Annotated in this window: 28 protein-coding genes; 7 read left to right on the forward strand and 21 right to left on the reverse strand. The window is 39.6% G+C overall.

What is annotated here, in order from left to right; genetic code table 11:
• Nucleotides 1-15: 15 nt before the first annotated feature.
• From HNQ41_RS10730 to HNQ41_RS10755, 6 genes are all read right to left on the reverse strand, one after another.
• A complete protein-coding gene (locus HNQ41_RS10730; RefSeq protein WP_184664428.1) occupies nucleotides 16-300 on the reverse strand; it encodes a FeoA family protein in 285 nt (94 codons plus the stop codon).
• A complete protein-coding gene (locus tag HNQ41_RS10735) occupies nucleotides 284-1,309 on the reverse strand; it encodes a lysylphosphatidylglycerol synthase transmembrane domain-containing protein (protein WP_184664429.1) in 1,026 nt (341 codons plus the stop codon). The genes HNQ41_RS10730 and HNQ41_RS10735 overlap by 17 nt, the downstream gene beginning before the upstream one ends.
• Nucleotides 1,306-1,869: an SAM-dependent methyltransferase gene (locus HNQ41_RS10740; RefSeq protein ID WP_184664430.1), complete on the reverse strand. Its 564-nt coding sequence runs from the start codon at nucleotides 1,867-1,869 to the stop codon at nucleotides 1,306-1,308. The genes HNQ41_RS10735 and HNQ41_RS10740 overlap by 4 nt, the downstream gene beginning before the upstream one ends.
• A 180-nt stretch (nucleotides 1,870-2,049) precedes the next feature.
• Nucleotides 2,050-3,216: a TraB/GumN family protein gene (locus HNQ41_RS10745; RefSeq protein ID WP_184664431.1), complete on the reverse strand. Its 1,167-nt coding sequence runs from the start codon at nucleotides 3,214-3,216 to the stop codon at nucleotides 2,050-2,052.
• A gap of 181 nt (nucleotides 3,217-3,397) precedes the next feature.
• A complete protein-coding gene (locus tag HNQ41_RS10750; protein WP_184664432.1) occupies nucleotides 3,398-3,694 on the reverse strand; it encodes a hypothetical protein in 297 nt (98 codons plus the stop codon).
• A 12-nt stretch (nucleotides 3,695-3,706) separates the two neighbouring features.
• The gene (locus HNQ41_RS10755) at nucleotides 3,707-4,060 is read right to left on the reverse strand and encodes a PH domain-containing protein (protein ID WP_184664433.1); all 354 of its coding nucleotides are present in this window, start codon (nucleotides 4,058-4,060) and stop codon (nucleotides 3,707-3,709) included.
• Nucleotides 4,061-4,256: 196 nt separating this feature from the next.
• Here HNQ41_RS10755 and HNQ41_RS10760 point away from each other — a divergent pair, with 196 nt between their 5' ends.
• On the forward strand, nucleotides 4,257-4,865 hold the full coding sequence (locus HNQ41_RS10760) for a class I SAM-dependent methyltransferase (protein ID WP_184664434.1): 609 nt from the start codon (nucleotides 4,257-4,259) through the stop codon (nucleotides 4,863-4,865).
• A gap of 58 nt (nucleotides 4,866-4,923) precedes the next feature.
• Nucleotides 4,924-5,865, forward strand: coding sequence for an arsenic resistance protein (locus tag HNQ41_RS10765; protein WP_184664435.1), 942 nt, complete (start codon nucleotides 4,924-4,926; stop codon nucleotides 5,863-5,865).
• Nucleotides 5,866-5,907: 42 nt separating this feature from the next.
• Here HNQ41_RS10765 and HNQ41_RS10770 read toward each other — a convergent pair whose 3' ends face one another.
• The 9 genes from HNQ41_RS10770 to HNQ41_RS10810 form a co-directional block, all read right to left on the reverse strand.
• Complete coding sequence (locus tag HNQ41_RS10770; protein WP_184664436.1) at nucleotides 5,908-6,327, reverse strand: universal stress protein; 420 nt, start codon at nucleotides 6,325-6,327, stop codon at nucleotides 5,908-5,910.
• Between the two features lie 123 nt (nucleotides 6,328-6,450).
• Nucleotides 6,451-7,920, reverse strand: a complete 1,470-nt coding sequence (locus tag HNQ41_RS10775; protein WP_184664437.1) for a SulP family inorganic anion transporter — start codon at nucleotides 7,918-7,920, stop codon at nucleotides 6,451-6,453.
• A 259-nt stretch (nucleotides 7,921-8,179) separates the two neighbouring features.
• Nucleotides 8,180-8,884, reverse strand: a complete 705-nt coding sequence (locus HNQ41_RS10780; RefSeq protein ID WP_343043358.1) for a peptidoglycan recognition protein family protein — start codon at nucleotides 8,882-8,884, stop codon at nucleotides 8,180-8,182.
• A gap of 246 nt (nucleotides 8,885-9,130) precedes the next feature.
• On the reverse strand, nucleotides 9,131-9,415 hold the full coding sequence (locus HNQ41_RS16930; RefSeq protein ID WP_184664439.1) for an adhesin: 285 nt from the start codon (nucleotides 9,413-9,415) through the stop codon (nucleotides 9,131-9,133).
• 66 nt (nucleotides 9,416-9,481) lie between these two features.
• Complete coding sequence (locus tag HNQ41_RS10790) at nucleotides 9,482-10,216, reverse strand: P-II family nitrogen regulator (RefSeq protein ID WP_184664440.1); 735 nt, start codon at nucleotides 10,214-10,216, stop codon at nucleotides 9,482-9,484.
• Nucleotides 10,188-10,937 carry a DUF1538 domain-containing protein gene (locus HNQ41_RS10795; protein ID WP_184664441.1) on the reverse strand — a complete coding sequence of 250 codons (750 nt, stop codon included), beginning with the start codon at nucleotides 10,935-10,937 and terminating at the stop codon, nucleotides 10,188-10,190. Before HNQ41_RS10795 ends, HNQ41_RS10790 begins: the two co-directional genes overlap by 29 nt.
• The gene (locus HNQ41_RS10800; RefSeq protein ID WP_184664442.1) at nucleotides 10,934-11,626 is read right to left on the reverse strand and encodes a DUF1538 domain-containing protein; all 693 of its coding nucleotides are present in this window, start codon (nucleotides 11,624-11,626) and stop codon (nucleotides 10,934-10,936) included. Before HNQ41_RS10800 ends, HNQ41_RS10795 begins: the two co-directional genes overlap by 4 nt.
• A gap of 705 nt (nucleotides 11,627-12,331) precedes the next feature.
• A complete protein-coding gene (locus HNQ41_RS10805) occupies nucleotides 12,332-12,796 on the reverse strand; it encodes a hypothetical protein (RefSeq protein WP_184664443.1) in 465 nt (154 codons plus the stop codon).
• A 9-nt stretch (nucleotides 12,797-12,805) separates the two neighbouring features.
• Complete coding sequence (locus HNQ41_RS10810) at nucleotides 12,806-13,813, reverse strand: DUF3231 family protein (RefSeq protein ID WP_184664444.1); 1,008 nt, start codon at nucleotides 13,811-13,813, stop codon at nucleotides 12,806-12,808.
• 249 nt (nucleotides 13,814-14,062) lie between these two features.
• Between HNQ41_RS10810 and HNQ41_RS10815 the strand changes: the two genes are divergently transcribed.
• On the forward strand, nucleotides 14,063-14,758 hold the full coding sequence (locus HNQ41_RS10815) for a hypothetical protein (protein ID WP_184664445.1): 696 nt from the start codon (nucleotides 14,063-14,065) through the stop codon (nucleotides 14,756-14,758).
• Nucleotides 14,759-14,846: 88 nt separating this feature from the next.
• Here the strand turns inward: HNQ41_RS10815 and HNQ41_RS10820 are convergent, their stop codons facing one another.
• Entirely contained in the window at nucleotides 14,847-16,490 is a 1,644-nt protein-coding gene (locus HNQ41_RS10820) for a glycoside hydrolase family 13 protein (protein WP_184664487.1), read from the reverse strand.
• Nucleotides 16,491-16,765: 275 nt separating this feature from the next.
• On the opposite strand from HNQ41_RS10820, the gene HNQ41_RS10825 reads away from it, so the two are divergent.
• The gene (locus tag HNQ41_RS10825) at nucleotides 16,766-18,763 is read left to right on the forward strand and encodes a S9 family peptidase (RefSeq protein ID WP_246421627.1); all 1,998 of its coding nucleotides are present in this window, start codon (nucleotides 16,766-16,768) and stop codon (nucleotides 18,761-18,763) included.
• A gap of 109 nt (nucleotides 18,764-18,872) precedes the next feature.
• Here the strand turns inward: HNQ41_RS10825 and HNQ41_RS10830 are convergent, their stop codons facing one another.
• Nucleotides 18,873-19,121 carry an HPr family phosphocarrier protein gene (locus tag HNQ41_RS10830; RefSeq protein WP_184664447.1) on the reverse strand — a complete coding sequence of 83 codons (249 nt, stop codon included), beginning with the start codon at nucleotides 19,119-19,121 and terminating at the stop codon, nucleotides 18,873-18,875.
• A gap of 110 nt (nucleotides 19,122-19,231) precedes the next feature.
• Between HNQ41_RS10830 and HNQ41_RS10835 the strand changes: the two genes are divergently transcribed.
• Complete coding sequence (locus HNQ41_RS10835) at nucleotides 19,232-19,888, forward strand: NUDIX hydrolase (RefSeq protein WP_184664448.1); 657 nt, start codon at nucleotides 19,232-19,234, stop codon at nucleotides 19,886-19,888.
• A gap of 44 nt (nucleotides 19,889-19,932) precedes the next feature.
• Here HNQ41_RS10835 and HNQ41_RS10840 read toward each other — a convergent pair whose 3' ends face one another.
• Entirely contained in the window at nucleotides 19,933-20,172 is a 240-nt protein-coding gene (locus HNQ41_RS10840; RefSeq protein WP_184664449.1) for a YrhC family protein, read from the reverse strand.
• Between the two features lie 129 nt (nucleotides 20,173-20,301).
• Nucleotides 20,302-21,006: a 5'-methylthioadenosine/S-adenosylhomocysteine nucleosidase gene (gene mtnN / locus HNQ41_RS10845; RefSeq protein WP_184664450.1), complete on the reverse strand. Its 705-nt coding sequence runs from the start codon at nucleotides 21,004-21,006 to the stop codon at nucleotides 20,302-20,304.
• A gap of 308 nt (nucleotides 21,007-21,314) precedes the next feature.
• Here mtnN and HNQ41_RS10850 point away from each other — a divergent pair, with 308 nt between their 5' ends.
• Nucleotides 21,315-21,521, forward strand: coding sequence for a DUF2536 family protein (locus HNQ41_RS10850; RefSeq protein ID WP_184664451.1), 207 nt, complete (start codon nucleotides 21,315-21,317; stop codon nucleotides 21,519-21,521).
• 110 nt (nucleotides 21,522-21,631) lie between these two features.
• On the opposite strand, the gene HNQ41_RS10855 is transcribed toward HNQ41_RS10850, so the two are convergent.
• Complete coding sequence (locus HNQ41_RS10855) at nucleotides 21,632-21,865, reverse strand: group-specific protein (RefSeq protein WP_184664452.1); 234 nt, start codon at nucleotides 21,863-21,865, stop codon at nucleotides 21,632-21,634.
• 287 nt (nucleotides 21,866-22,152) lie between these two features.
• A complete protein-coding gene (locus HNQ41_RS10860) occupies nucleotides 22,153-22,944 on the reverse strand; it encodes a GNAT family N-acetyltransferase (protein WP_184664453.1) in 792 nt (263 codons plus the stop codon).
• A gap of 348 nt (nucleotides 22,945-23,292) precedes the next feature.
• On the opposite strand from HNQ41_RS10860, the gene hmpA reads away from it, so the two are divergent.
• Entirely contained in the window at nucleotides 23,293-24,513 is a 1,221-nt protein-coding gene (gene hmpA / locus HNQ41_RS10865) for an NO-inducible flavohemoprotein (RefSeq protein WP_184664454.1), read from the forward strand.
• Nucleotides 24,514-24,632: the final 119 nt, after the last annotated feature.

The following is a 24,632-nucleotide window of genomic DNA, read 5'->3' on the forward strand; positions in this document are numbered from 1 at the left end:
TTTATAAAACCTCCGTCATTTTGTACAGCCATTCACCATAATGTTTATTTTTTTTGCTGTCTTTCTATCAATTGCGACGCAATGACCTGAAATCTCACAAACAATCGGTCCGTTACACACCCCGAGCGCTCTAATTGTAATCGTTTTCCCTTCACGAAATCCAAAACTTTTCAGTAGAGGATCCGTTACATTATGGCAAATAACGCAAGGGGTACCTAGTGACGCTTCCTCCAGTGTTATTCCTTGATTTAGATGGTCTCGTTTATGTTCACCTTTCAACTTTTTAAACATCCATACCATATTCGATCTCCCTCTCCCGCCTTTTAATATCATGATTCATAATAAATTGCAGAACTGTAACACCTGAAATCATAAGTGGAATCCAAAAAGTGAATACTCTCGTCATCAAAGCAATCGTCAATGCATCACCATAAGTGACACCACCCACAGACAGAATGAATGCCATTGTCATTTCAAAACTACCTAGTCCTCCTGGCGACAATGGAATCATGCTAACAAGGTACGCCATATATGTCGCAATCAAGATGATACTGATAGACATATCGAATCCAAGCATGACTGACACGAGATAAACTTTCAGCGGATAAGCCATCCAAATGAACATAGAAACACTTAAAATCAAATTTCGGTATTGGGTATATTTCATAATGTGAAGGGTTTTTGCCGAAAATTGCGTCACAAATTGTATGATTTTTTCTATCCATTGATAAACATTCGGAAATCTACGCGGTAACTTCTTTCCAAAAATAATTGATGATTCGTTATTAACTGGGTACCGCTCTGCCCATTTCAATAGTTGATAAAAGGTAAATAATATGATGACGAAACAAGCAAATACTCCATAGATTATCATCGGTAGTTCTAAAAAAATGAGTGACATGATAACGGTACCAGAAATAATAAGCAAAAAAGCCAGCGTGGAAACGAGTTTGTTTGCTACGGTTAATGCAGAAACGTCTTGATAACCTAGACCCGTCTTTTTTCTTAATAAATATATTTTGACCCCTTCTCCTCCGACTTTCACCGACGGGGTTATGCTTTCTACGAATTGTCCTGTAAGGTTTATCCTAAACACATCGTAAAGTTTGATATGTACATGTTCATTGACAATAAATAAGTACCATACAAATGAAGAAAGAAATAACGTCAGTAATTGAAATAATAGCATGACGGCACCATCGGTAAGACTCATTTGACTCGCCGTCGACATCACTTCATCCCAACCAGTTTTAATCACTGTAAAAACAATTAGTAAAACACCGATGGCTAAAGGGATTCTTTTATTCAAGCACTTCCCTCCTTTTTTTCAACACCTCTAAATAAAAATGATTCTTTAAAAGCTTTCATTGGATGTACCGCTTTAGAAGTTGGTATCAATGAATCTGGCAAACTTCCATAAACAGATTCAAACTTTTCCCGCGGCTGACGAAAAACCACGCGACACCCTTCTCCACCTTGCTCCATTAAACGCTTATAAATGCGTTCCTTAGCCCCTGCTTGCAACGCAACAATTGCTACTTCAAAATCCATCCCTAAGTCTTCTTCACCATCTCCGTGGATAATTTGCACTCGGTCGTCTACACCAAATTTTTTCGTTATCTCTTTCGCATTTTTAACTGCTTCTACATCTCGGTCTATGCCTATCACTTTCGCATTTGTCATTTGTGCAATATGTATAGATGTAAATGGAAGTGAACCACAACCAATATTTAAAACAACATCCCCTTCTTGAATATTTGCCAATGCTATTTCTTGTTCGATGACGTGTTTGTATGCACGACAATAAATGGTATATCCTGGTTTAAACCCACACGTCATTTTCTCAATATTTGCAAAGAGTTTCTTCAAATGTCACATCTCCTTTGGCGTTCCGCGTTGATAATGAATATCATTACCACAAGTTTATATAGATAGATTGGTATATTCAACCTGGAAAATCCAAATATTTCAACAATCTTGTGAATGATTACACCTTTTATAAACGAAAACACGCCTTGCTTGATTGCAAGACGTGCGATAACAAAACAACTATAGATTTTGGAAAAACACTCGGATCACATCCGCACCACCGATCATCGTTCCCAATGCACTAAATATGTTCGTTAGGACAACGATGAGCAAAATTCGCGTCGCTTTATTCCCCCAAAACCCTTTGACGGTGTACACATCATCAGAAAGGTTTTCAAAGTCTTCGACACTCGGCCTTTTCATATAAGCTTGGACAAAACCAGAAAACCACCCCGCTGCCATAAGTGGGTTTAAAGAACTTAGTGGCGCGACTGCAAAAGCTGTTAAAATCGCCAATGGATGCCCAAAGGCAATAGCCGCTCCAACGGCAGAAAAGGACCCGTTCCAAAGCGTCCAACTGATTATTTGATGGATACCTGCGTCTGGATTTGACCAAAATGTATAAGCAATAATTGAAATGATCAAAAGCGGAATCGCCCATGCAATCATTTTCGGGACGTTTGATTTTGGTGGTTTTTCATTTAACTTCTGTAAATCTTGTTTTTCATGGATTTCTTTCTTTATACCAGGAACATGAGCTGCACCTAACACAGCGACAATTTTTTGTCCTGGTGCTGTTTTAATTTTTTCTGCTAAATATTGATCACGTTCATCGATTAACGGCTCTTTCATTTTCGGCGCATTTTCGGTAAATTCTTCAAGCATCGAATCGAGCATATCCTGTGACTTCATTTTTTCAAGTTCCTCTTCAGAAATGCTCTCTTTATTGAAGATACTTGCAGATAACTCGACTAACAGTTTCATCTTTCCCCAAAAACCAATCCGTCCCCAAATTCGAGAGAATGTAATTTGGATATTTCGATCAGCTAGGACAAGATCGGCACCTATTTCATCTGCTGACTCGATCCCTTGAATCATTTCCTGACCAGGCTGAATACCAAACTGCTTAGCCATTCTTTTTTGAAAAGAAGAGATGACAAGGTTCATTAAAAGAAGCGTCGCCTTCTTTTCTTTAACAACTTTAAAAATATCCATTTCTTTCCATTGGTCTCTATTCATAATTGATTGATAGCGCTGTTCATCTAACTCTACACAAACAGTATCTGGATTCTCTTCAGCAATCACTTCTTTAACTTGTTCGGCACTCTGCTTAGATACGTGCGCCGTACCAATCAAAATGTATTCTTTATCTTCTATCTGAATTCTTGTGATATTCTCTTCAGTCATTTCCGACCTTCCTTTAACGTATTCCTGATTCAATAAGCTCATAAAAATTATTATAGCACGTTTATTGATACCACCGGAAATGAAAATCGTGTTTTTTTTGTATAGCTTTAGCAGAGTAAAGGGTAGGTGCTACCGAAGTAGCACCTACCCTTTACTCCATAAAAGCATCACACTTCTTTCGTTAGGAAGGTTCCGTACGTTGTGCCGCATCAACCATCAGTAAGATACCTGTCACAATATGCATCACCATTCCTACAAACGGAATCCAAGCGACGCAAGATGTGACGATCCCTAAAATCGAACCGTGTTTATGAACACCGTCCCGACTCGATAAAATGAGTGTAACAATATGAAGGGCAAGCATAAACAATAAAGGCAACCAGTACATTCCGATCACGATCGTAGCTCCTAAAATAGGAATTCCAAGAAGGATTTCAAATGACCCTGTAATCCATTTCATCATTCTTGATGTCGGCATGCTATTCAACTCCTATTCACAAATCCGCCTTGATAAGTCGCGGTAAAACTCCATCACATCAGTCCCTTTCATAAAATTCAATGAATGCGTCTCTTTCTTTGTCGATATCTCGATATTATTCGAAAAAGAAAGCGTACCCGTTTTCTCAATCGCGATCTCCTCAATTTTACTATATGGAATACTGACGACGACCTTTTTAGATTTTGACAAAATCGAACGATCAACAAAGATAACACGGTGGCTCGTAAAAGTGACAAAATCAACCATTAATCCGTAGGTGCTTTCAATTTTTTCACCTTCAAATAAAAATTCCTCAGCCTTCTCTAGATGCTTCTTCTTATTATCGCCTTTACTAAAAACGGACATGTTCTACCCTCCTCACAATGTTCTTATTAGTTCTATGTAAGTTAACCCCTACTACATGCGCAATACTAAAGAAATATTCAACGATCAACCTATCATTTTCACCACCTCTAATCAGATGAACATAAAATAGTCGACATTTCACTGTGGAAGATCTCCTGATATAATAAACGAGATGATAAGAAAGCGGTGAAGAATAATGGAATACACAGGTGAGCGTATTATTCCGGAGAAAATGGATCCAATGAATGGAATGCTTTTAGAGCATATTGCACGCTATTATTTCGCAACCAATTATGCCCAAGGACGTGTCCTCGACATTGCTTGTGGTGCAGGATACGGAGCGAAAATGCTCGCGAAAAAGAATAAAAAAGTGATTGATGAAATCATTGCCGTTGATATCGATGAAGAAGCGATCGATTATGGTCAAGGACAATATTATCATCCACTTCTTAGCTTTCAAGTCGCTGACTTGACAGATGAACAATTGACTAACCAACTCGGCACATTCGATACGATCGTCAGCTTCGAAACGATCGAACACGTCCCTGATGACGAGTTTGCGATTCAACAATTTCATCGTCTATTAAAGCCTGGTGGAAAATTAATTGTCTCCACGCCCTTCGGTAAAGGAAGGGGAAAACCAACAAAGGAACCTTTCCACTACCACCAGATTACTGTCTACGAGTTTTTCTCCCTTTTTAACAGCTTTTCTGATACTGAATTTTATTTTCAAAAAGGCGTCATGTTTGAACCACCGCGAAAAGGCCAGCGTTACCCAATTGGCCTCGCAGTTGCTACAAAATAAAATTTAAAAGCTCAGCCACAGGCTGAGCATTTTTCATTCAACCAAGAAGGTGACAAAATTGTCGTTACTCGAAAAAACATATACACTACTTATTTTTTTATCAGTGATCATGGGCATCGCCTTTGGGCAGTTTGAACTTATCCAGGTGCATGCAGAGTCAATCATCCCACCATTACTTATCGCTATGTTATACGTGACATTTTTACAAATTCCGTTAAAAGATATTCAAAATGCTTTCAAAAACATTCGCTTCACGCTCTCATCTATCATTATTAACTTTGTATGGGTACCATTACTAGCGTGGTTACTAGCGCTTTCCTTTTTAGGTGACAATTCAGCCCTTTACATCGGCTTTATCATGTTAATGGTTACACCTTGTACAGATTGGTACTTAATTTTCACGAAAATTGCACGAGGTAACGTCGCTTTATCAACGGCCATTTTACCGTTAAACCTCATACTACAACTAATTTTAATGCCTGTTTACTTATTCGTTTTTGCCGGGACCCATGATATGATCGAGTTCTCTTTTTTACTTGAAAGTATCGTTCTCGTATTATTGACACCGTTTATTTTATCTCTTATCAGCAAAGCTTTGCTCAAAGGCAAACCAATGTTACATGAAAATCTGTTATCCATGTCTGCAAACGTGCCAATAGTATTTCTTTGTCTCGCCATTGCAGCAATGTTCGCCTCTCAAGGACAGGTATTAATCGCAAACGTTGAATTAATCGGCGATATCTTATTGCCAATTATATTATTTTTTATCATTAACTTTATCATAAGTCAGATTATAGGACATCGAATGAAGTTCGCTTATGCAGAACGGACGAGTTTAAGTTTAACGACACTTGCTAGAAATTCACCGATCGCTTTAGCGATTGCACTGACAGCCTTTCCACATGAACCGCTCATCGCATTAACACTCGTTATAGGACCTTTACTTGAACTACCGATATTAGCCATCACCTCGCAAGGCTTACTTTCTTTCAAAAAATGAACGAAAAAAAGAACACCCCCATTTCGGGTGTTCTTTTTTCGTTTATTTTACGATCATAACTGGTGCTTCCACTCTTTTAGCCACTTTATGACTTACGCTTCCAAGCACCATTTCTTGAAATCCGTTAAGACCACGGCTTCCAACGACAACGGCATCAAATTCACTCTCGTTAGCGAACTGAACGATCGCCGGTCCTGGTTCGCCGTGACGCTCGACAATTTCATAGTTGACGTTTGCTTTTTGAAGCATTTCTTCAACACCAGCAAGACGTTTTTTTCGCTCTTCTTTCAACATATCACCATCATAATGATGCAACACATCTGTCTTTGCTGTTTGCGTATCTACGGCATAAAACACGGTCATAAATGAATCGTCCTGTGTAGAGATTAACCCAATTGCTTTTTCTGTCGCTCTCAAGGAATGGTCCGATCCATCAGCTGCTAATAATACATGCTTAAACATTGTTTCGTCTCCTTCCACCTTTCAACAAACTCTACTTTTATTTTAAATCGTACAAGGTGAAATGTGAAATGTTTTCTGTTTTAACTAATTCACACATGCATCTATTTTTCGAAGCAAAACGGCTTAATGCGCTGACATATTCGGATTGTCTCCTAGCTTCATTTGCTTCGCTAAGGATGAGCTATGTTCGTTTAAACCAGTCACCTCGACTTCAATATCTCGCTGCTTATATTTCATCATCACTTTTTCGATCGCAGCAACTGCCGAGTCATCCCACAATTGTGAAGCACTAAAGTCAATAATGACCTTCTCAACTTCATCTTCGACTAAACCAAAACTTTTTTGGAAAGATTCACATGCTGCGAAAAAGAGCGGACCTGATACACGGTAGCGTTTCGTCTTCCCATTGTCTTCAAGGGACGCTTTCACACGAACGTGAGAAATTTTTGCAACGAAGAAAATGGCACTTAAGACAACACCTGCTAACACACCGATCGCTAAGTCATGCGTCACAACAACCGTACCAACGGTCACGAGCATCACGGTCGCATCTGTGCGTGGTACCTTGTGAATCGTTGCTAAAGAATGCCAGTCAAATGTACCAATCGAAACCATAATCATCACGCCAGCTAAAGCAGCAACTGGAATTTGTACAACAAGGTCACCTAATACAAGGATAAAGAACATCAGCACAACCCCTGCAACAAGGGAAGATAAACGACCACGACCTCCACTTTTTACGTTAATCACTGATTGACCAATCATTGCACAACCTGCCATACCACCGAAACAACCTGTCACCATGTTCGCGACACCTTGCCCCGTACTCTCGCGATTTTTATCACTATCCGTATCCGTCATGTCATCAACAATTGCAGCGGTTAGCAATGATTCAAGCAAACCGACCATCGTAAGAGTTAATGAGTAAGGCAAAATGATCATCAACGTCTCAAGTGTTAACGGAATATCTGGAAGCGCAAATACTGGTAGCGTATTAGGGAGTGCCCCCATATCACCAACAGAGTATACCCCAGCATTTGTGATCAAAACGATTCCTGTAACAACAATAATCGCAACTAGGGTTGAAGGAACCGTCTTCGAGACTTTCGGAAAAAGGTAAATTATTGCGAGCGTCACGGCAACAAGTGCGTACATTGCCCAAGTTGCATTTTCAAAGTGATCAAGTTGACTCATAAAGATCAAAATCGCCAGTGCATTGACAAACCCGACCATTACAGAACGTGGGACGAACTTCATAAAACGAGCAAGCTTTGTTACACCAGCTAGTACTTGCAATACACCTGTTAAAATCGTTGCCGCAAGTAAGTATTCAAGTCCATGTTCAGCAACAAGTGTGACCATTAAGAGTGCCATCGCCCCGGTCGAACCGGAAATCATTCCCGGTCTTCCCCCAGCAATCGCGATAATGACAGAAATACAGAACGACGCATACAAACCAACCATCGGATCGACACCAGCGATGATTGAAAAGGCAATCGCTTCTGGAATCAACGCCAAAGCGACAACGATTCCTGCCATGACATCTCCTTTCACGTTTGATAACCAATGTTTCTTTAATAATGCTAAAATCATACTACTACTACCTCTACTTTCTTTTTTAAATATCTATATAAATAATTAAATAGGTAAAAAGGCGTCAAGACTTTATTGATTTTAACACCTGTTTCCAAAATGTTAAAACGGGATGTAAGCGTTTGTCATAAGGGGTATTCTCCCATTTTCTTTCAGATACACCGATTTACTACCTAACTTCATGAAATCACTACGGTGTTACTTTTTTAATCAAAAAAACTGTGCTACAGAGGAAACCTGTAACACAGATCAACGCCAACTATTCTACTTCATCTTGAAGTTGACGACTCATCGTAATAAAAGCAAGCCAACTAAGTTCCGAAACGGTCAAATCACGTTCACGAACGAGCGGACTCCATCGCCCTTCATCTAAATGACCTTCATCTTCTAGTGCTTCGACATGTTCTTCAAGCATATCCCATTGCCAATCACTCAATTCCAATGTATCATCATCCTCCTCATTTCCACCATTATCCTCAGCATTTTCGTCATCACTCTCATCATTTTGGTCGTCCATATACGCTTCTAACTCCTCACGAACCGCATCCATATCTCTACCAGGGCACTCATTGCCTCTGTGACCTGAAAACTCCTGATGACCACGAACATCATTAATCCCTAATCCTAAATGGTCAAGGTTGTATTGTGCTCGCTCACGCCAACTCTCTTCTTGTGCTTCGGTAAACGAACCAGCACCAACCAAACTAATGTGATATGTTGATGTATTGTGGCCTCCGACGCCATTCGAAATGACTTCAGGGTCATACATCAATTGTATTGTTCCATCACGAAGAATGATTTCGTGATAACCAGCTGTACGCCATCCATTTACTTCAGTATGATGCCGTGCAACCGAATGTGCATCATCATTTTCACTAGCTGTGTGATGGCGAACGACAAATTCGATCTGGTCTACACTTCTCTCGCTTTCTCCACCTGGCATTTCATCACGAACATCTTCCACCAAGCACCTTCCCTCCCTTTTTGAAACAACGATATACGATCCTTTTTCTCCCCCTTTTTATAGCTACACTATTCATCATCAATTTGAAACGATACTGCAACTTACTCACTGTAAATATACAAAGCGTTCGATAAATCGAGAGGGAAAATCCTAGTTTTTTTGTAAAAAATCCTAAAGGAAAACATTTCTTCTAGCGTAAAAAATCCCTCTAATCAATGATTAGAGGGACAAAACCTTAACTTTATCTTAGCAACAGTCACTACCTGAGCCTTGCATGACCAACCCTTTTCCTTGTGGGGTATCTTGCGCTTCAAGTGTTAAACCTTCTGTTTGTGAATAAACGGCTTTTTCAAAAGCTACTTTAATACCATTGATTGTTTCAACGATATCTTCTTCTGCTGGCTCTTCCAGAGCCAAACCCATTTGGGGGCCACCTCAGCCCATACCAGAAAAAATGACTTTGATGTTTTCAGCTCCATTTTCCTGCATCACTTCTTGTAGGAAAGCTTTCGCTTGGTCTGTGATATTCATTTGCGTTTTCACCTCTTTTTTATCGTTGATATGATCATACCAACCTTGTCATATTTTCCGCAAATATTATGCCCGATTGTCGAATTCATCTTTCATCATATCATTTAGAACATGATTGATCCCGATCGTCCGTTCAACATCTAAAACAAAAGCGACCCCTTCTCCTGGCTTATTCAACTCCGCATCAACCATAATTCGTTTCATCACTCGATCCGTTTGCTTGCGATTAATTAATGTGAGAACAATATCCTTTTCTGGTTCAATCGGAATCGTGAAAAGTTTGGCGTTTTCATGGATGCCAGTTCCGCGACCATTGATAATTGTACCACCTTCTGCACCAGCTGCTGTCGATGCATCTACAACTTTATCTGCATCACCTTTATTGACAATTGTTACGATTAAGTCGTACTGAACTTCTTTATCAGTCATCGCGTTATCTTCTCCCTTCCGACTCACATGCTCCACTTTATCTCCAAAGCGATGGGCAACCCCGCCAATTTTCGACACATCGATGACAACCCCCATCCCTGTTTGGGGCTTATTTAATTGGGCCGCTCTTGTAATTTCATAAATGACTGTTTCAAGCAACGTTTCTTCGACAAGGGTAATGATCACTTCTTTTTCATGCTCAATTGGAATACCTAAGAATGATTTTTTTTCATGAATGCCAATCCCTTTCCCAAAGATGACCGTTCCACCTTCCGCACCTACGGACTTCGTCGCCTGGATCACTTTTTTTGCGAGCGACTTTTTGACGATTGTAATGATACATTTATGATCTTCTTTCAACATCACGCTCATTGTCTTTCTCCTTTCGACGATAAAGTAGTCCAAGAACAAGAACTGTTAGGATCGGTGTCAGTGCCACCATTGCGATCATACCAAAACCATCCAATAAGGGATCGCGTCCTTCAATGACTGTTGCAACACCTACGCAAACTGCCATGACAAACGTGACAGTCATTGGTCCCGTTGCCACACCACCCGAATCAAAAGCAATCGCGACGAATGTATTAGCTGAAAACCAAATAAGGATCACCGCTATTAAGTAACCAGGTATGATCAAATACCAAAGTGGAAAACCAACGAGAATCCTGACCATAGATAAAGCGATTGAAATCGCCACTCCAATTGATAAGGTATAGAGCATAACACGCTCAGATATATAACCACCGGATACTTTTTCCACTTCATGGTTTAATATGCGTACAGCAGGTTCAGCAAATGTCGCCACAAACCCTAAAATAAAGCCAACCGGTATTGCGACCCATTGAAAAGATAAACCGCCAAGAATTTCTCCCATCGCCTCACCTGCTGGGAAAAAACCGACGTGAACACCTTGTAAGAATAAAGCCAAACCGATAAACGCTAACCCCATCCCTTTAAAAATATTGACTACTTTTTCTTTCGGTAGTTTTAAAAAAGCAAACTGAAAGATGATAAAAAACAATAAAAGCGGGATCAATGCAAATGTCACTTCAAGTAAAATGTCTGTAAACCCATGGAATACTTGGATGTTCATTGATAAATCACTCCAAGAACCATTACCGCTAATATCGGGCCTATAGATGCTAACGCGACGATCCCAAAGCCATCAGCAGATTGTTTACTCCCTTTAAGAACAGAAGCTAAACCAACCCCTAAAGCAAGAATAAACGGAACAGTAAGAGGCCCTGTTGTCACGCCACCTGCATCAAATGAAATCGGCACAAAATGTCGGGGGGTGAATGCAGCTAAGGTAAAAACGAGCATGTAACTTCCGACTAAGATCCACCTTAAAGAAAAATGAAAAATGGATCTTATCATCGCAATTGCGACAAAGACAGCTACACCGAGCGCAACCGAAAGCACGAGTACTTGATTTGAAATAACACCTTGGGATACTTGGTCAACTTGTGATGACAGCACGCGAACATCCGGTTCCGCCACAGTGACGACAAATCCTAATAGGAAACCAACGAATATCACAACTGAAAATTTCGCCGACTTCGGCAAATTTGAACCAATCATCTCACCAATTGGGAGCAAACCAATGTGAACACCGAGCAAAAACAAAATTAACCCTACACTCACCATGAACGCACCGATTAAAAACTGTACAAACATCTCAAAGGGCATCCAAATGATCGTAAATTGTAATAACACGACAACCCCGACCATCGGTAATACGGCGACAATCACTTCTTTCACCATATCTTTCATTTCCTCCAAAGTAAAACCACCTCTTTGTTTCATGTGTCATGAATGCCTAAAATCAAAATGAACGTGACAATAAAAAAAGTGAGAGAATCACATATGATTTTCTCACCTTTACCCATTATTCTATTCTTTTAACCCTTCAGCAAATGCCTCAACGTTTTGTTCGATCATATCGATAAAGGATTCAGCGCCGGTACTGTCTTCACCAACCCGTCAGTATATACTTCATTACCAATTGGTACACCAGTATTCTCCGAAACCATTTCCATATAACGTGGAAAAGTTAACGTATTTACTTCTGAGATGCAAATACGTAAATCACAGGCCAAATTTCATTAGAAAACACATATCATCCGTTTCAACTTACTCGTTTTTTTTGGACAAGAACGCTCACTTTCGGACAAGTTTACTTCTTTTTCTACTCAATCTGTCCGAACAACGCTCACTTTCGGACAGGTTTACTCCTTTTTCTACTCAATCTGTCCGAATACTCCTTATACAGTCAATGTCAAAAAGATTTCACGACTATTTCGTTAATAAAACGTTGATATAGCGACAAAAAAACGCATGGGTTTCCAGTGTAAAATCCATGCGTTTTCCTTTATCATCTGATTGTTTGCACCTCTCAAGTAAACCCATTAGAAAAAAGTTAGATCTTTTATGATCCGATTAAACTTTTTTGTACCCTTCTGTCTTCTATGTTATATGTTTTGATTGTTATGGATATATGTTCAATAACCGGCGTTTAAAGAGCAAACCTGTGAAAAAACCAATGATGTGAAATATAATTGGTAACCATACCCCACCAAAATAGTAACCATTTATGTTAAAAATCGGTGAGTAGACCACTCCCACAGTTCCTACAAAAGCTGATACAACAAACGGAAGGTATGCGAACGGTTCTGTTTTCCCACCTCCAGCATCTTTATATGCATCGTAAATTGAAAACATATAAAAACAAGGATAGAACATAAGCCAATGGTAATCCGCTCCAGCAATGGCTTTGTGTATATCGCCATGAAAACTCGGTAAGATCACTTCGTTTAAACGCGCTTGGACGTTAATCAAAAACTCCAAGAAAATAATCACAGCACCTTTGAAATATTTATTATTTAAAAACTGCCCCACCCCTGGAAGAGCAACACTCCATAGTACAACTTCTATTCTTTTGTCCTTTTTCATTCGATCACACTACTCTTTTGATATTTCACTACGGTTTGCAGATTTTGGCGGTTCCTCAAGCCAACCGTTATCAATCATAATGTTGGCGCCGTCTTCAGCATAGTGAGCAATCTCTGCGCTTAAACGAGTATAGTGGACACCAAGACCATGGCGAAAACTGTTAGCCATACCCTTGCCATAATAACCGATGCTCGCAGAAATAAGAGCGGTTGTTAGAAACATCATGATCTTTTCGGAAAAAACAGGCGTTTTACTATCAGACACTTCTGTATCCCATGTCATTGGTGCAGGAAGGTCATTTTGTCTCATAACCGAGCTGAAAATTTCAATATGTTTTTTTGAAATTTCTTTACCCCTTCCCAAAAATTGCTGCACGTGTTGTGACTTCGCTGTTTGCATAAAGCCAATCATTGTCGCTTCACCTAATGAATTCCGTTGGATATTACCATAAAGATCGGAGATTTCTAGTCCAGTTAAAGGTCTTTTTTCAGCAAACCAGTCAGCTAAAAAGCTTTGTTTTTTCACAAAGTCAGGTTTTTCTGGGACAGGAAGGTATGGAGGACGAATATACAGTCCTTTTGAAAGTAAAACTTGACGAGCCATGTTATGCAACTTGTTTGACTCTGATAAACAATTTGAAAAGAACTCGTATGCATCTTTTCGGGCGGCAGTAGCTACTGCTTGGCTACAAATGTTCATTGCGAATTCAGACATAAACTTTATAAAACTAAGCATATACGTGTCTGAATACAACCGTGGTGCATGAACATCTACATCCTGTCCTTCTTTAAATCCAATCGGTATCGGGTAACCTTCACCTTCAAAAAGTTCAGTGATTTTAGGTATATGGGATTGTGACAATTCTAAGCTATGTTCAATAACTGGTTGAATTTCTCTATCTTCTACATGGTTCAAAAAGTACTTAAGAAAACAAATCGACAAACTTTCATTCATGTAAACCGTCCAAAGTTGAGCAATTTCTGATGCCGTTAGCCTCATGTTATATTCCATTGACATAAACCTTCCTCCATTGAAATCTAATTCGTACAATCATATAATTACCTACTTCTCTAAAAAAATGTTATTAAACAGCATCCATTTCACCTTATTTTGTTACACGATTACAAAAGAAAAAGATCAATCCTCTAAAGTCTAGCAAATGTGACAAAAACATATAAATGACGTCTAAAATTGTGCATGAACCTATGACAAATTGGGTAATATATAACTGATACTTATATATTGAAAGGAGTGAACGTTTTGAACATGAATGTGATCAAAAGCATCCTTGCGATTACAACCTTTACAACATTACTAGGGTGCACACCTAATGATACAAATGACCTTGACAATGGAGACACAGAAGAAGAGCTTCAACAAGAAGATGAGGACATAAATGAGGAAACGACAGATTCTGATTCAGCTACTGATACTAAGGTCGACCGTCCGCAAACGAAAGAGATCACAACATACCCAGAAGGAATGGAACAAGAAGATACATATCAACTACTTAACAAAGCAGACTTACCATTTACGACGTATATCCGCGAAGATTGGATAAAAGAACAGTCAGAATCGGATATCATAAGAGGCGTTCAACTAGGACCTGATGGATTTGAATATATTTCAATGGATATTGTCTTTTTTAAAGAAGGTGTATCTGATGAAGAAGCTATGGCGTATTATGAAGAAATTCATACTGCTTACAATAACAGTGAGGAAGCGGAAACGGACGACTTACCTGATTGGGCTTTAGAACGATACAAACTTTCTGAAGAACCATATGGAAGTGTGACACTTGGCGAGTATGAAGATTACTTTTTCTATATTGTCAGTGAGTACGACACTGAAGCAGCTGATGGATTTGCCCACTTAGAAGCCGTCATTCTTGATGAATGGGAATGGAAAGAAACAGGCGAACCTTTGGATGATGAATCTCGCCTAGACAAACTCAAACCATAAGTAAACAAGAAATATTCCCATTATATAAAAAATTGGCTGTTGAGAAGACTTTCTCAACAGCCTGCGACTCCACCATAGGAGTCTTTTTTTATCGTGTCAGTTTATAAACGCGCGCTTCATAAGGACGAAGGGTTAATTCTTCACTGAGTTCATCGCCTATTTCATCGTTGGTAATTAACAAGTGCTTCTTATGATCATGTAACGTTTTTGGCAGCTTGAAAGTCGGAGCCCCATCATAAAAGTTACAAATCACAAGCAATGTCGCCTCGTTAAGTGTGCGTGTATAGGCAAAAACTTCTTCATCATCAGCCATTAATAATTCATAATCACCATAAACGACAACATCTTCCCTACGGCGGATATCAATTAATTGACGATAATAATGAAAAATTGACTGAGGATCGTTTAGCGCCGCTTCGGCATTGATCTCACGGTAATTTGGGTTCACACGGATCCAAGGCGTCCCCGTTGTAAAACCAGCATGTTCACGGTCATTCCATTGTACGGGCGTACGCGCGTTATCGCGCCCTTTCACATAAATACTTTGCATAATTTCTTCGTGCGGTACACCTTCTTCACGCTTTTCCTTATACATGTTTAAGGTTTCGATGTCACGATAATCATGAATATCTTCAAACTGGACATTCGTCATCCCGAATTCTTCCCCTTGATAAATGTAAGGCGTTCCTTTCATCATATGTAACAACGTCGCCAACATCTTCGCTGACTTCTCGCGATACTGACCATCGTTTCCAAATCGGGACACCATCCGCGGTTGATCGTGATTATTCATATACAAACTGTTCCAACCTACATCTTGCAACGCATATTGCCATTTTGACAAGTTTTCTTTTAAATCCGTAAGTTGAAGCTGACGTAGGTCCCATTTCCCCCCTGATCCTGAATCAAGGTCGACATGTTCAAATTGAAACACCATATTCAATTCATTATTTTTGGGATCTGTATATTCTTGTGCCCAGTCAGGTGTCACTCCTGGCATCTCACCGACAGTCATCACGTCATAATCATCAAGTGCTTTTTCGTTCATTTCTTGCAAAAATTCGTGGATACGCGGTCCATTTCTAAAATATGCAGAACCTGAAGCATGCTTTTTCCCTTCTTTTATCTTTCCATCCGGCAAATCAGGATGCTTTGAGATAAAATTAATCACATCCATGCGAAACCCATCAATTCCTTTATCGAGCCACCAGCGCATCATATTGTACACTTCTTCACGGACTGTTGGATTTTCCCAGTTCAAGTCTGGTTGTTTTTTCGAAAATAAATGTAAGTAATACTCCCCTGTCATATCGTCATACTGCCACGCAGAACCACTAAATGAAGATGCCCAATTGTTCGGCTCACTTCCATCTTCTTTTGGCGCGCGCCATATGTAGTAATCGCGGTAAGGGTTGTCCTTTGATTTGCGCGATTCAACAAACCAAGCATGCTCATCAGACGTATGATTGACGACGAGGTCCATCACTAAACGCATCCCACGCTTGTGTACTTCCGCAAGTAAATGTTCCCAATCATCCATCGTGCCGAATTCGTCCATGATATCTTGATAATCACTAATGTCATAGCCATTATCATCATTTGGAGATTGATACACAGGAGACAACCATATAATATCGATGCCTAGTTGTTTTAAGTAATCAAGCTTTTCGATAATCCCAGGAATGTCACCAATGCCATCACCATTGCTATCATTAAAACTACGAGGATAAATTTGATAAACGACGCTTTCATTTTATGTATGTACATGGACACGTCCACTTACTCATACTTTTCCTAATCGAACAAATCGATGTTTAAAACACAGGAATTTGTATATACATTTTAGCAAGCATAGAAATAGGGTACAAATTCTTTTTTGTTACATCATTTCTATAGATTTATCGGAAAATATATTGAATGAGTTGGACTCGTTATTTATACTTAGGGTTACGAAGTAATTACCCTTTTACATATTTGACAAATGATCATGATGAGGAGGACGATTTCTTGAGCAAAAAACGACCGATTGAAACACGCGACCTTCGGAACATCCATGTTATAAACGAACCTCAGCTTTCACCAGACGGAACAAAGGTTGCCTATGTACAACAAACAATCAACGACAACGACGAATACGAAGCACAACTTTTCGTCCAATCTACAGATGGTACAGAAAATGCACAAAAATTTACGTATCAGCACCAAAACGTACAAACTCCACGTTTTTCTCCTGATAGTAAGTACATCGCATTTGTTGCAAATCAAGACGATCTCCCACAAATCTTCCTCATTCCACTTGATGGTGGTGAGTCTCGTGCTATTACTAACGCCAAACACGGTGCAGGACAACCAGTTTGGTCACCAGATAGCGAGCAAATATTATTTACAACAAAGCTCACCAGCGGCGATGAAAACATTAGTACAAACGAAGGCGAAGAAGAATTACCTGATGAAAAGGCACCACTCATCGTTGATCGTTTAAAATATAAAGCAGACCCTAGTTCAACGGGTTTTCTTGATGATAAATGGAAACAGCTCGCTGTCGTCAACATACACAGCGAAGAAACGACTGTCTTAACCAATGAAGCAGCCAACCACGAACCAGGTAGCTGGTCACCAGACAGTAAGCAGATTGCTTATTCAGCAAACAAATTACCAGACCAAGATGACCAACTAATTAGCGACCTTTACATCCTTGATGTTAAAACGAAAAAAGAAGTGCGTTTGACAGATGGACAAGGCGTTTTTTCGGCCCCTGTTTTTTCAAACAACGGTGAAATGATCGCTTACTTTGGTCATGAACTTCAATATGCAGGTGCTACGCTTACCCGACTGTGGACGGTCAACATCGCAACAAGGGAACTTTCAGTTTTAAACAACGATTGGGATGGCCAAATGCCCGATTGCGCGATTGGAGACATGCGCTCTGGTCACCCTAACCCTGGTCCTGTCTGGAGTAACGATGACAAACATATTTTTGCATCTGTCAGCTACAAAGGGAATACTTCTCTTTACCGCGTGTCACTTGACCGTGAAGTCAACGCGATATTTTCCGAAAAAGGTCACGTGTATGGATATTCGATTGTTCCATCACAAAACAAAGCCGTCATCGCCTTTAGTACACCAACAAACCCTGGAGACCTTTTCATTACGCCTCTTACAAATAGCGACAGGGGTGAACAAATCACAAACGTAAATGAAGATCTCCATCATGCGGTATCAATACAAGCACCTGAAGAAGTTGAATTCATAGCTGAAGATGGCTGGAAAATTCACGGGTGGCTTTATAAACCGTACGGCTTTGATGCCAACAATAAGTACCCGATGATTCTTGATATTCACGGTGGCCCTCATGCGATGTTTGCAAACACCTTTTTCCATCAAGCGCAAAGATTTGCCGCGTCTGGTTATGTCGTTCTCATGATGAACCCTCGTGGTAGCCATGGTTATGGACAATCGTTCGTTGACGCGTGCCGTGGCGATTACGGAGGTGGTGATTACCGGGATTTAATGGCATCTGTAGACCAAGCACTTGAACAGTTCCCATTTATCGACTCAAAGCGACTCGGTGTTACTGGGGGGAGTTACGGTGGATTTATGACAAACTGGATGGTCGCCCATACGGACCGTTTTAAAGCAGCTGTTACACTTCGTTCAATATCTAACTGGATCAGTTTCTATGGTGTAAGTGACATTGGCTATTTCTTTACGGACTGGGAAATCGGCACCGACTTATTGAACGACCCTGACCGTTTATGGAAACATTCTCCGTTAAAATACGTCAACAATATTGAAACACCGCTACTTATCATTCACGGAGAACGTGACTTTCGCTGTCCTGTTGAACAAGCAGAGCAACTTTATGTCGCTTTAAAACACCGCAAAAAAGAGACACGTTTCATTCGCTTCCCTGATTCAAATCATGAATTGTCACGCAGCGGGAAACCGAGTTATCGTTACCAACGGTTAGATTACATCATCGATTGGTTCGATCAATATTTATAGACTAATTGCATCCCATGTCCCCAACAATTCAAAATGATCTCATGTTATTTTGAATCCACCCCAAAAAAGGCCAGATCCACTAATTATGGATTTGGCCTTTCTGCTCATATTACTCTACTTTTTCAAAGATTCCTGTTTTAACAACCTCTTCCACAAACGATTCAGGCTCACCATCATCAGTCGTCACTTCGATGATTTGCGCAGGTTGCAAAGCAAGCGCCAATACACCTAATAGACTTTTCGCATCAATGACCCAGTGCTCTTTTTTTAAAAGAATCGTTTCAGGGTACTGACTAGCCGTATTAACGAGTGTACTTGCAGTATCCGCGAAAATTGGCTTTAGCACTTTCAACTTCACGTTTCCACCTCCTATCGTGATCACTTTCACATATTCAGTGTTCAATACTTATTTTATATTCACTTTCCTCGGCGTGTAAACCGATATTTGGTATAGTAGAAGTGACAGATATGAAACAGAAAGGAGACCTTCCTGTGAACGATTCAACGCTCAAACATAAACTGAACAATTACACACCAAAGATCATGGACATTGATATGTATACTTCATTTGCGATTTTTTTACCACTCACTTCTTACCATGGGAAAAGACATATTCTTTTCGAGGTCCGGTCATCCAACATTACACAACCAGGAGAAATTTGTTTTCCAGGCGGTAAAGTCGATAAGACAGACCGTGATGAACAAACAGCTGCAATGCGTGAATGTTCTGAAGAGCTCGGTGTTTCGATGGATAAACTTGAAGTTTACGGAGCGCTAGATTATATGATTACACCATACCGTACGATCCTGAGCCCTTATGTTGGTACGATTCCAGAAAATGAATCGTTAAATATTAATCCAAATGAAGTGGCAGAAACTTTTTCGATTCCACTTGATGAATTGGTTGAGTTAGAACCGAAAACACATCACATTTATTTACGCGTTGAGCCAGAGGAGTCATTCCCATATCACCTCATTCCACAAGGTGAAGAATACCCATGGCGTAACGGCGTCGTTGAGGAGCATTTTTATGAATATAAGGGTCGTGTAATCTGGGGATTAACGGCACGGATTTTAAAACATTTTATAGAGGATATCTTGCTAGAAGAAGACAACGACCATTAGTTCATTAAAAAGATCGAATCCTAGAGGATTCGATCGCGTGATACTTATAAATGTTCTGATTCGTCTTTGTTTATTTTTGATCGCAAACGAATCGCTTTAGCATGAAAATACACGGATGTGACAAGGCTTCCTATAATGAGCGCTATGAACACTGGGTATTGTCCCGTACTTAAACCAGCATCAGGAATAATCAAGCCAACAGCCATGAACCCTGTAAGTGCGAGTAGAACAAAGGCGAAACGAAAGTAATCATTCATTTTCGCTTGCAATTTTTGTTGATGCATATACATTCCCCCACGATGATGATAACTTCGATTTTTCGGCTTTCAATTTAAATCTATTATAACAGGTTATTAAAGCGAAAGACCTAGTAATCATCACCAAAAGGAGTTATATTTCACCAACCAAGAAACTTATTGACGTTGGTTTCTTAATTCTTCGAGCATAGATAGAACAAGTTCTGCCGAATGAACAGCAGCTGTGTCTAGAAATTCATCATACGATACTTTCGCGTCTTTTCCAGCTATATCTGATAATGAGCGAATAATCACAAATGGACATTGAAATTGATGACATACTTGTGCAATCGCTCCTGCTTCCATTTCCGCACAATAAGGGTCTTCGAAACGTTTACGCACATTCTCTACTCGCTCTGGATCACTCATAAACGAATCACCAGAAATGATCAATCCTTCAACCGAATGAATGCCTACTTCTTCTGTCGCTTGATCGGCAATTTCGATTAGCCATTCTGCAGGCTCATAAAAAGCAGGCATGCGCGGTACTTGGCCAAACTCATAACCAAATACGGTTGCATCGACGTCATTGTAACGTACTTCAGTGGAAATAACGATATCACCAACAGAAAGGCTTTCATGAAACCCTCCCGCAGAACCAGTGTTAATAATTGCATCTGGGCGGAACAACTGGTTCATTAGCGTCGTGCCAATCGCAGCATTCACTTTACCAATCCCCGATTTCGACAAAACGACTTCAACTTGATTCAACTTTCCTAAGAAAAATTCACATCCTGCAATCACGTGTTCTTCACGTTGGTCCATCTTCTTTTTAAGTAATTCTACTTCTTCTTCCATCGCACCAATAATTCCGACTCTCATCCAAACTACCCTTTCTTGTTATGTGACATTTCACGACATTTTTTCACTCTTATTCATCATAACGAAACGAACAGTCTTGGGCAAGACAATAAACACAATTATCTACATAGTTTCAGAAGTTTAAACGTACCAAACCAAAAAATGAGAGGAGGGATTTAAGCATGTTCTTCTTTTGTTTCTGCTACCAACGCTTCACTTCTCCACTAACAACTTCTCCACTGAAAGAACATAAGTGCTTCTAAACCTCCTCGCACCTTGTGTGATATGGTATACTGTTGCGTGAAATTGCAGTCGAAAGGAGAAAGAAGATGATTATACATACAGATAAACTAAAAGATAAAGTTGAATGTTTTGAAGCCCCGTCAATGAACGAACTTGAAAAACAAATCGAAGACAAAATCTCTGATAACGAAGCGATCATGCTTCGTGTCCATCACGTGTCACACCATGTTGCCATCGACCCACAAAGCGGTCAAAGATTGTATACAGCTGTTGTCCATTTTCGTGGGGAGTGAGGCCTTTCCAACTAATTGTTAGGCAATTTGAAAGGAACTTCTTAGTATTACGTTAAAAAAGTCCTGTGCGTTGTTTTGATTACAACATACAGGACGCTTTTTTGACGATTTTACTGACGGTTAGTCAGCTGTTCTAACGTCTTATTTCGAGATTGCTTCTCATCATCTGAAGCTAAATCATACTTTTTCAATGCATGGAATACATCATTTAAGATTTGTTGATTTGGCTCAGTTTGAAGTAATGAAGCTGTTTTTTCATACAATCCAGTTGGTAAATGGTTTTTTTGGTCGTTAAGTTTTTGCTGTACATCTTCTAATGAATGATCAATGTTGCATGAACTCATCGTCTGTCACTCCTTTGCATGTCGTCTATGTTATCTTATTATCTTTCTTCGTAGCTTTCAATTCCAAACATGCATTGGGGCTCTATCTCGCTTACTTACCTAGATCGAAAGTTTTCACATCAACCGTAAACCTTGATCATCAACCGCTTCTACAATCAAAAACTACTTTTCCTGAAATGTCCCAAAACTCGTCGTAAACGGGGACCTTAAATTCATTTTTAGTCTTCTTACTTTTAATTGTTGTATCGGTATGGACATGCACTCCACTCCTTTTGTGCGCACGTATACTATTTCATGAATACATAGTAATGGCAATTTGACGGTTCATCTTTGATCACATCAACCGCTTGGTAATGTTCATTAAACAAACTTTGGAAAACTTGTCGTGAATCATAACGCCATTTTTCCGCGATTTGTGGCTTCTGTTGTTTCATGGTTTGGAAATTTTCAGGCACGCCAACAAGCCAATAATCTTTTTGCATTGGAAACGAATGAGAATAAACATCTGTAATAACTGGAGTGTTCTCATTACCCACTTGTAACAATACGTTCGACTCATCCACCGAAAATGAAGGTAACTGTCTCTTTTCGTTAACATACCATTCGATTTGAATACGATCTGTCGGTAACCCTTTATTTAATTGATCCGTTAATGTACGATAATGATTTTCTTTATAGTAAGCACCCGTTGCTCCTAATTTGTGCAAGTTCAGGTAAGCATTCAAACTTTCAAGCGGATCAAAGGTCCACGTAATCATGTCGTAACCGATCCTTTTGGCAATCTCTAACTGTTTTAACTTCATGTTCATACCAAGTCCTGATTTTCGATACGCTGGTAAAATCCCTAACATGTGTGAACAAAGGTACGTTTTCTTCCCATCAAAGCCTGGGAAACTATACAAAAACCCCACCGTTTGTTCACCATCAAATGCTCCTAAAATCATTCCGCCATTGTTGGAAGCTGTATATTTTTGATGAATAGGTATCGGTGACATGTTCCAAACGGCTTCCTCAATTTTTTGGATTTGTTCGATTTCATCCATCGTCGTTAATTGTCGGATCTCAATCTGATCAGTCAACTTCATCCTCTCCTCTACTAAGCTGCTTTTAAAATGAGGTCTTTCGATCGTTTATAAGTGAAAATCATCTTCACCCGTTGTTACGATTCAAGTCCAATCAAGCTCTTCTATAGGCTTCAAGTGAAGCCGTATAAATAATCGCTTGTTAAAAACTTTTTTTAATGCGTTAAACACTCTATATATTTTAACATTGTTAATTTTCCAACAATAGTTAAATTACTTTGATTTGAGGTTACTAGTTTAAGACGGATTTCCGCTTGTGTGATCTAGATCACTTTCACTTATGCACTTTTCTAATATAATCACTGTGAAAACTTAAGTAACAAAAGAGGGGAAGGGGAAGATAATATGTTATCGAACAAAACAATTGATGTGATTAAATCGACCGTACCCGTTTTAGAGGAGCATGGTGAGACGATCACGACTCACTTTTACGAATCAATGTTTAAAAATCACCCTGAGCTACTAAATATCTTTAACCACGTCAACCAAGAACAAGGAAGACAACAAAAAGCATTGGCAAATAGCGTGCTTGCAGCAGCCAAATACATAGACAACTTAGAAGCGATTTTACCTGTCGTAAAACAAATTGCTCATAAACACCGTAGCTTAGGTGTTAAAGCTGAACATTATCCGATAGTTGGGGAACATTTACTTGCTGCTATTAAAGACGTGCTTGGTGATGCCGCAACAGATGAAATCATCGATGCATGGGCAGAAGCCTATCAAGTGATTGCTGACGTGTTTATTTCTGTTGAACATGAAATGTACGAAGAAGCTTCAAATCAGCCTGGCGGTTGGGATGATTTTCGTCCATTTACAGTTTCTCGTATCGAAAAAGAAAGTGATATGATTACCTCTTTCTATTTAAAGCCACAGGATGCTAACAAAGTTGCCACTTTCTTACCTGGTCAATATATTAGTATCAAGTTTGACATTGATGGCGAGACGTATTCGCATATCCGCCAATATAGTCTTTCATGTGCACCAAATAATGAGTATTACCGCATTAGTGTTAAAAGAGAAGCAGATGATACCGATACGCCTGATGGTGTCGTTTCTACGTTTTTACATGATAAGATTCAAGAAGGGGATCATCTTGAAGTAAGTGCACCTGCAGGTTCCTTTTTCTTAGACACTGAAAGCAATGCACCTGTTGCACTCATCAGCGGTGGTGTTGGTTTAACACCAATGGTGAGCATGGCTCATTTCATTGCGCAAAACCAACCGAACCGTCCTGTTACGTTCATTCATGCAGCCAAAAATGGAAACCTTCATGCATTAAATGAAGGAATCCAATCCCTCGCTGAGAAAAACGAGAACTTCCGTTACTTTGTTTGCTACGAAGAGCCAACGGAACAAGACAAACAAACGAAACATTTCGCCAAAGAAGGCTTCATCAATACTGAGTGGCTGCAGTCAATCTTGGAATCAACAGAAGGTGATTTTTACTTCACAGGCCCCGTTCCATTTATGAAAGCGATCAATAAATCTCTCCTCAGCCTAGGTGTTTCAAATGATCACATCCATTATGAATTTTTCGGGCCTGCTAGTGATTTAGAGGAATAACTAAACGTACTGAGACTAACACTTTTTCGTTAGTCTCTTTTTTTGTGGGCACAGAGCGTGAATATTTTACTTTTAAGTTCAAATAATAACTTTAAAGTGTTGGTATGGGATGTGAAGAC

The organism is Texcoconibacillus texcoconensis (assembly GCF_014202575.1).
GTDB classification, from domain to species: Bacteria; Bacillota; Bacilli; order Bacillales; family Salisediminibacteriaceae; genus Texcoconibacillus; species Texcoconibacillus texcoconensis.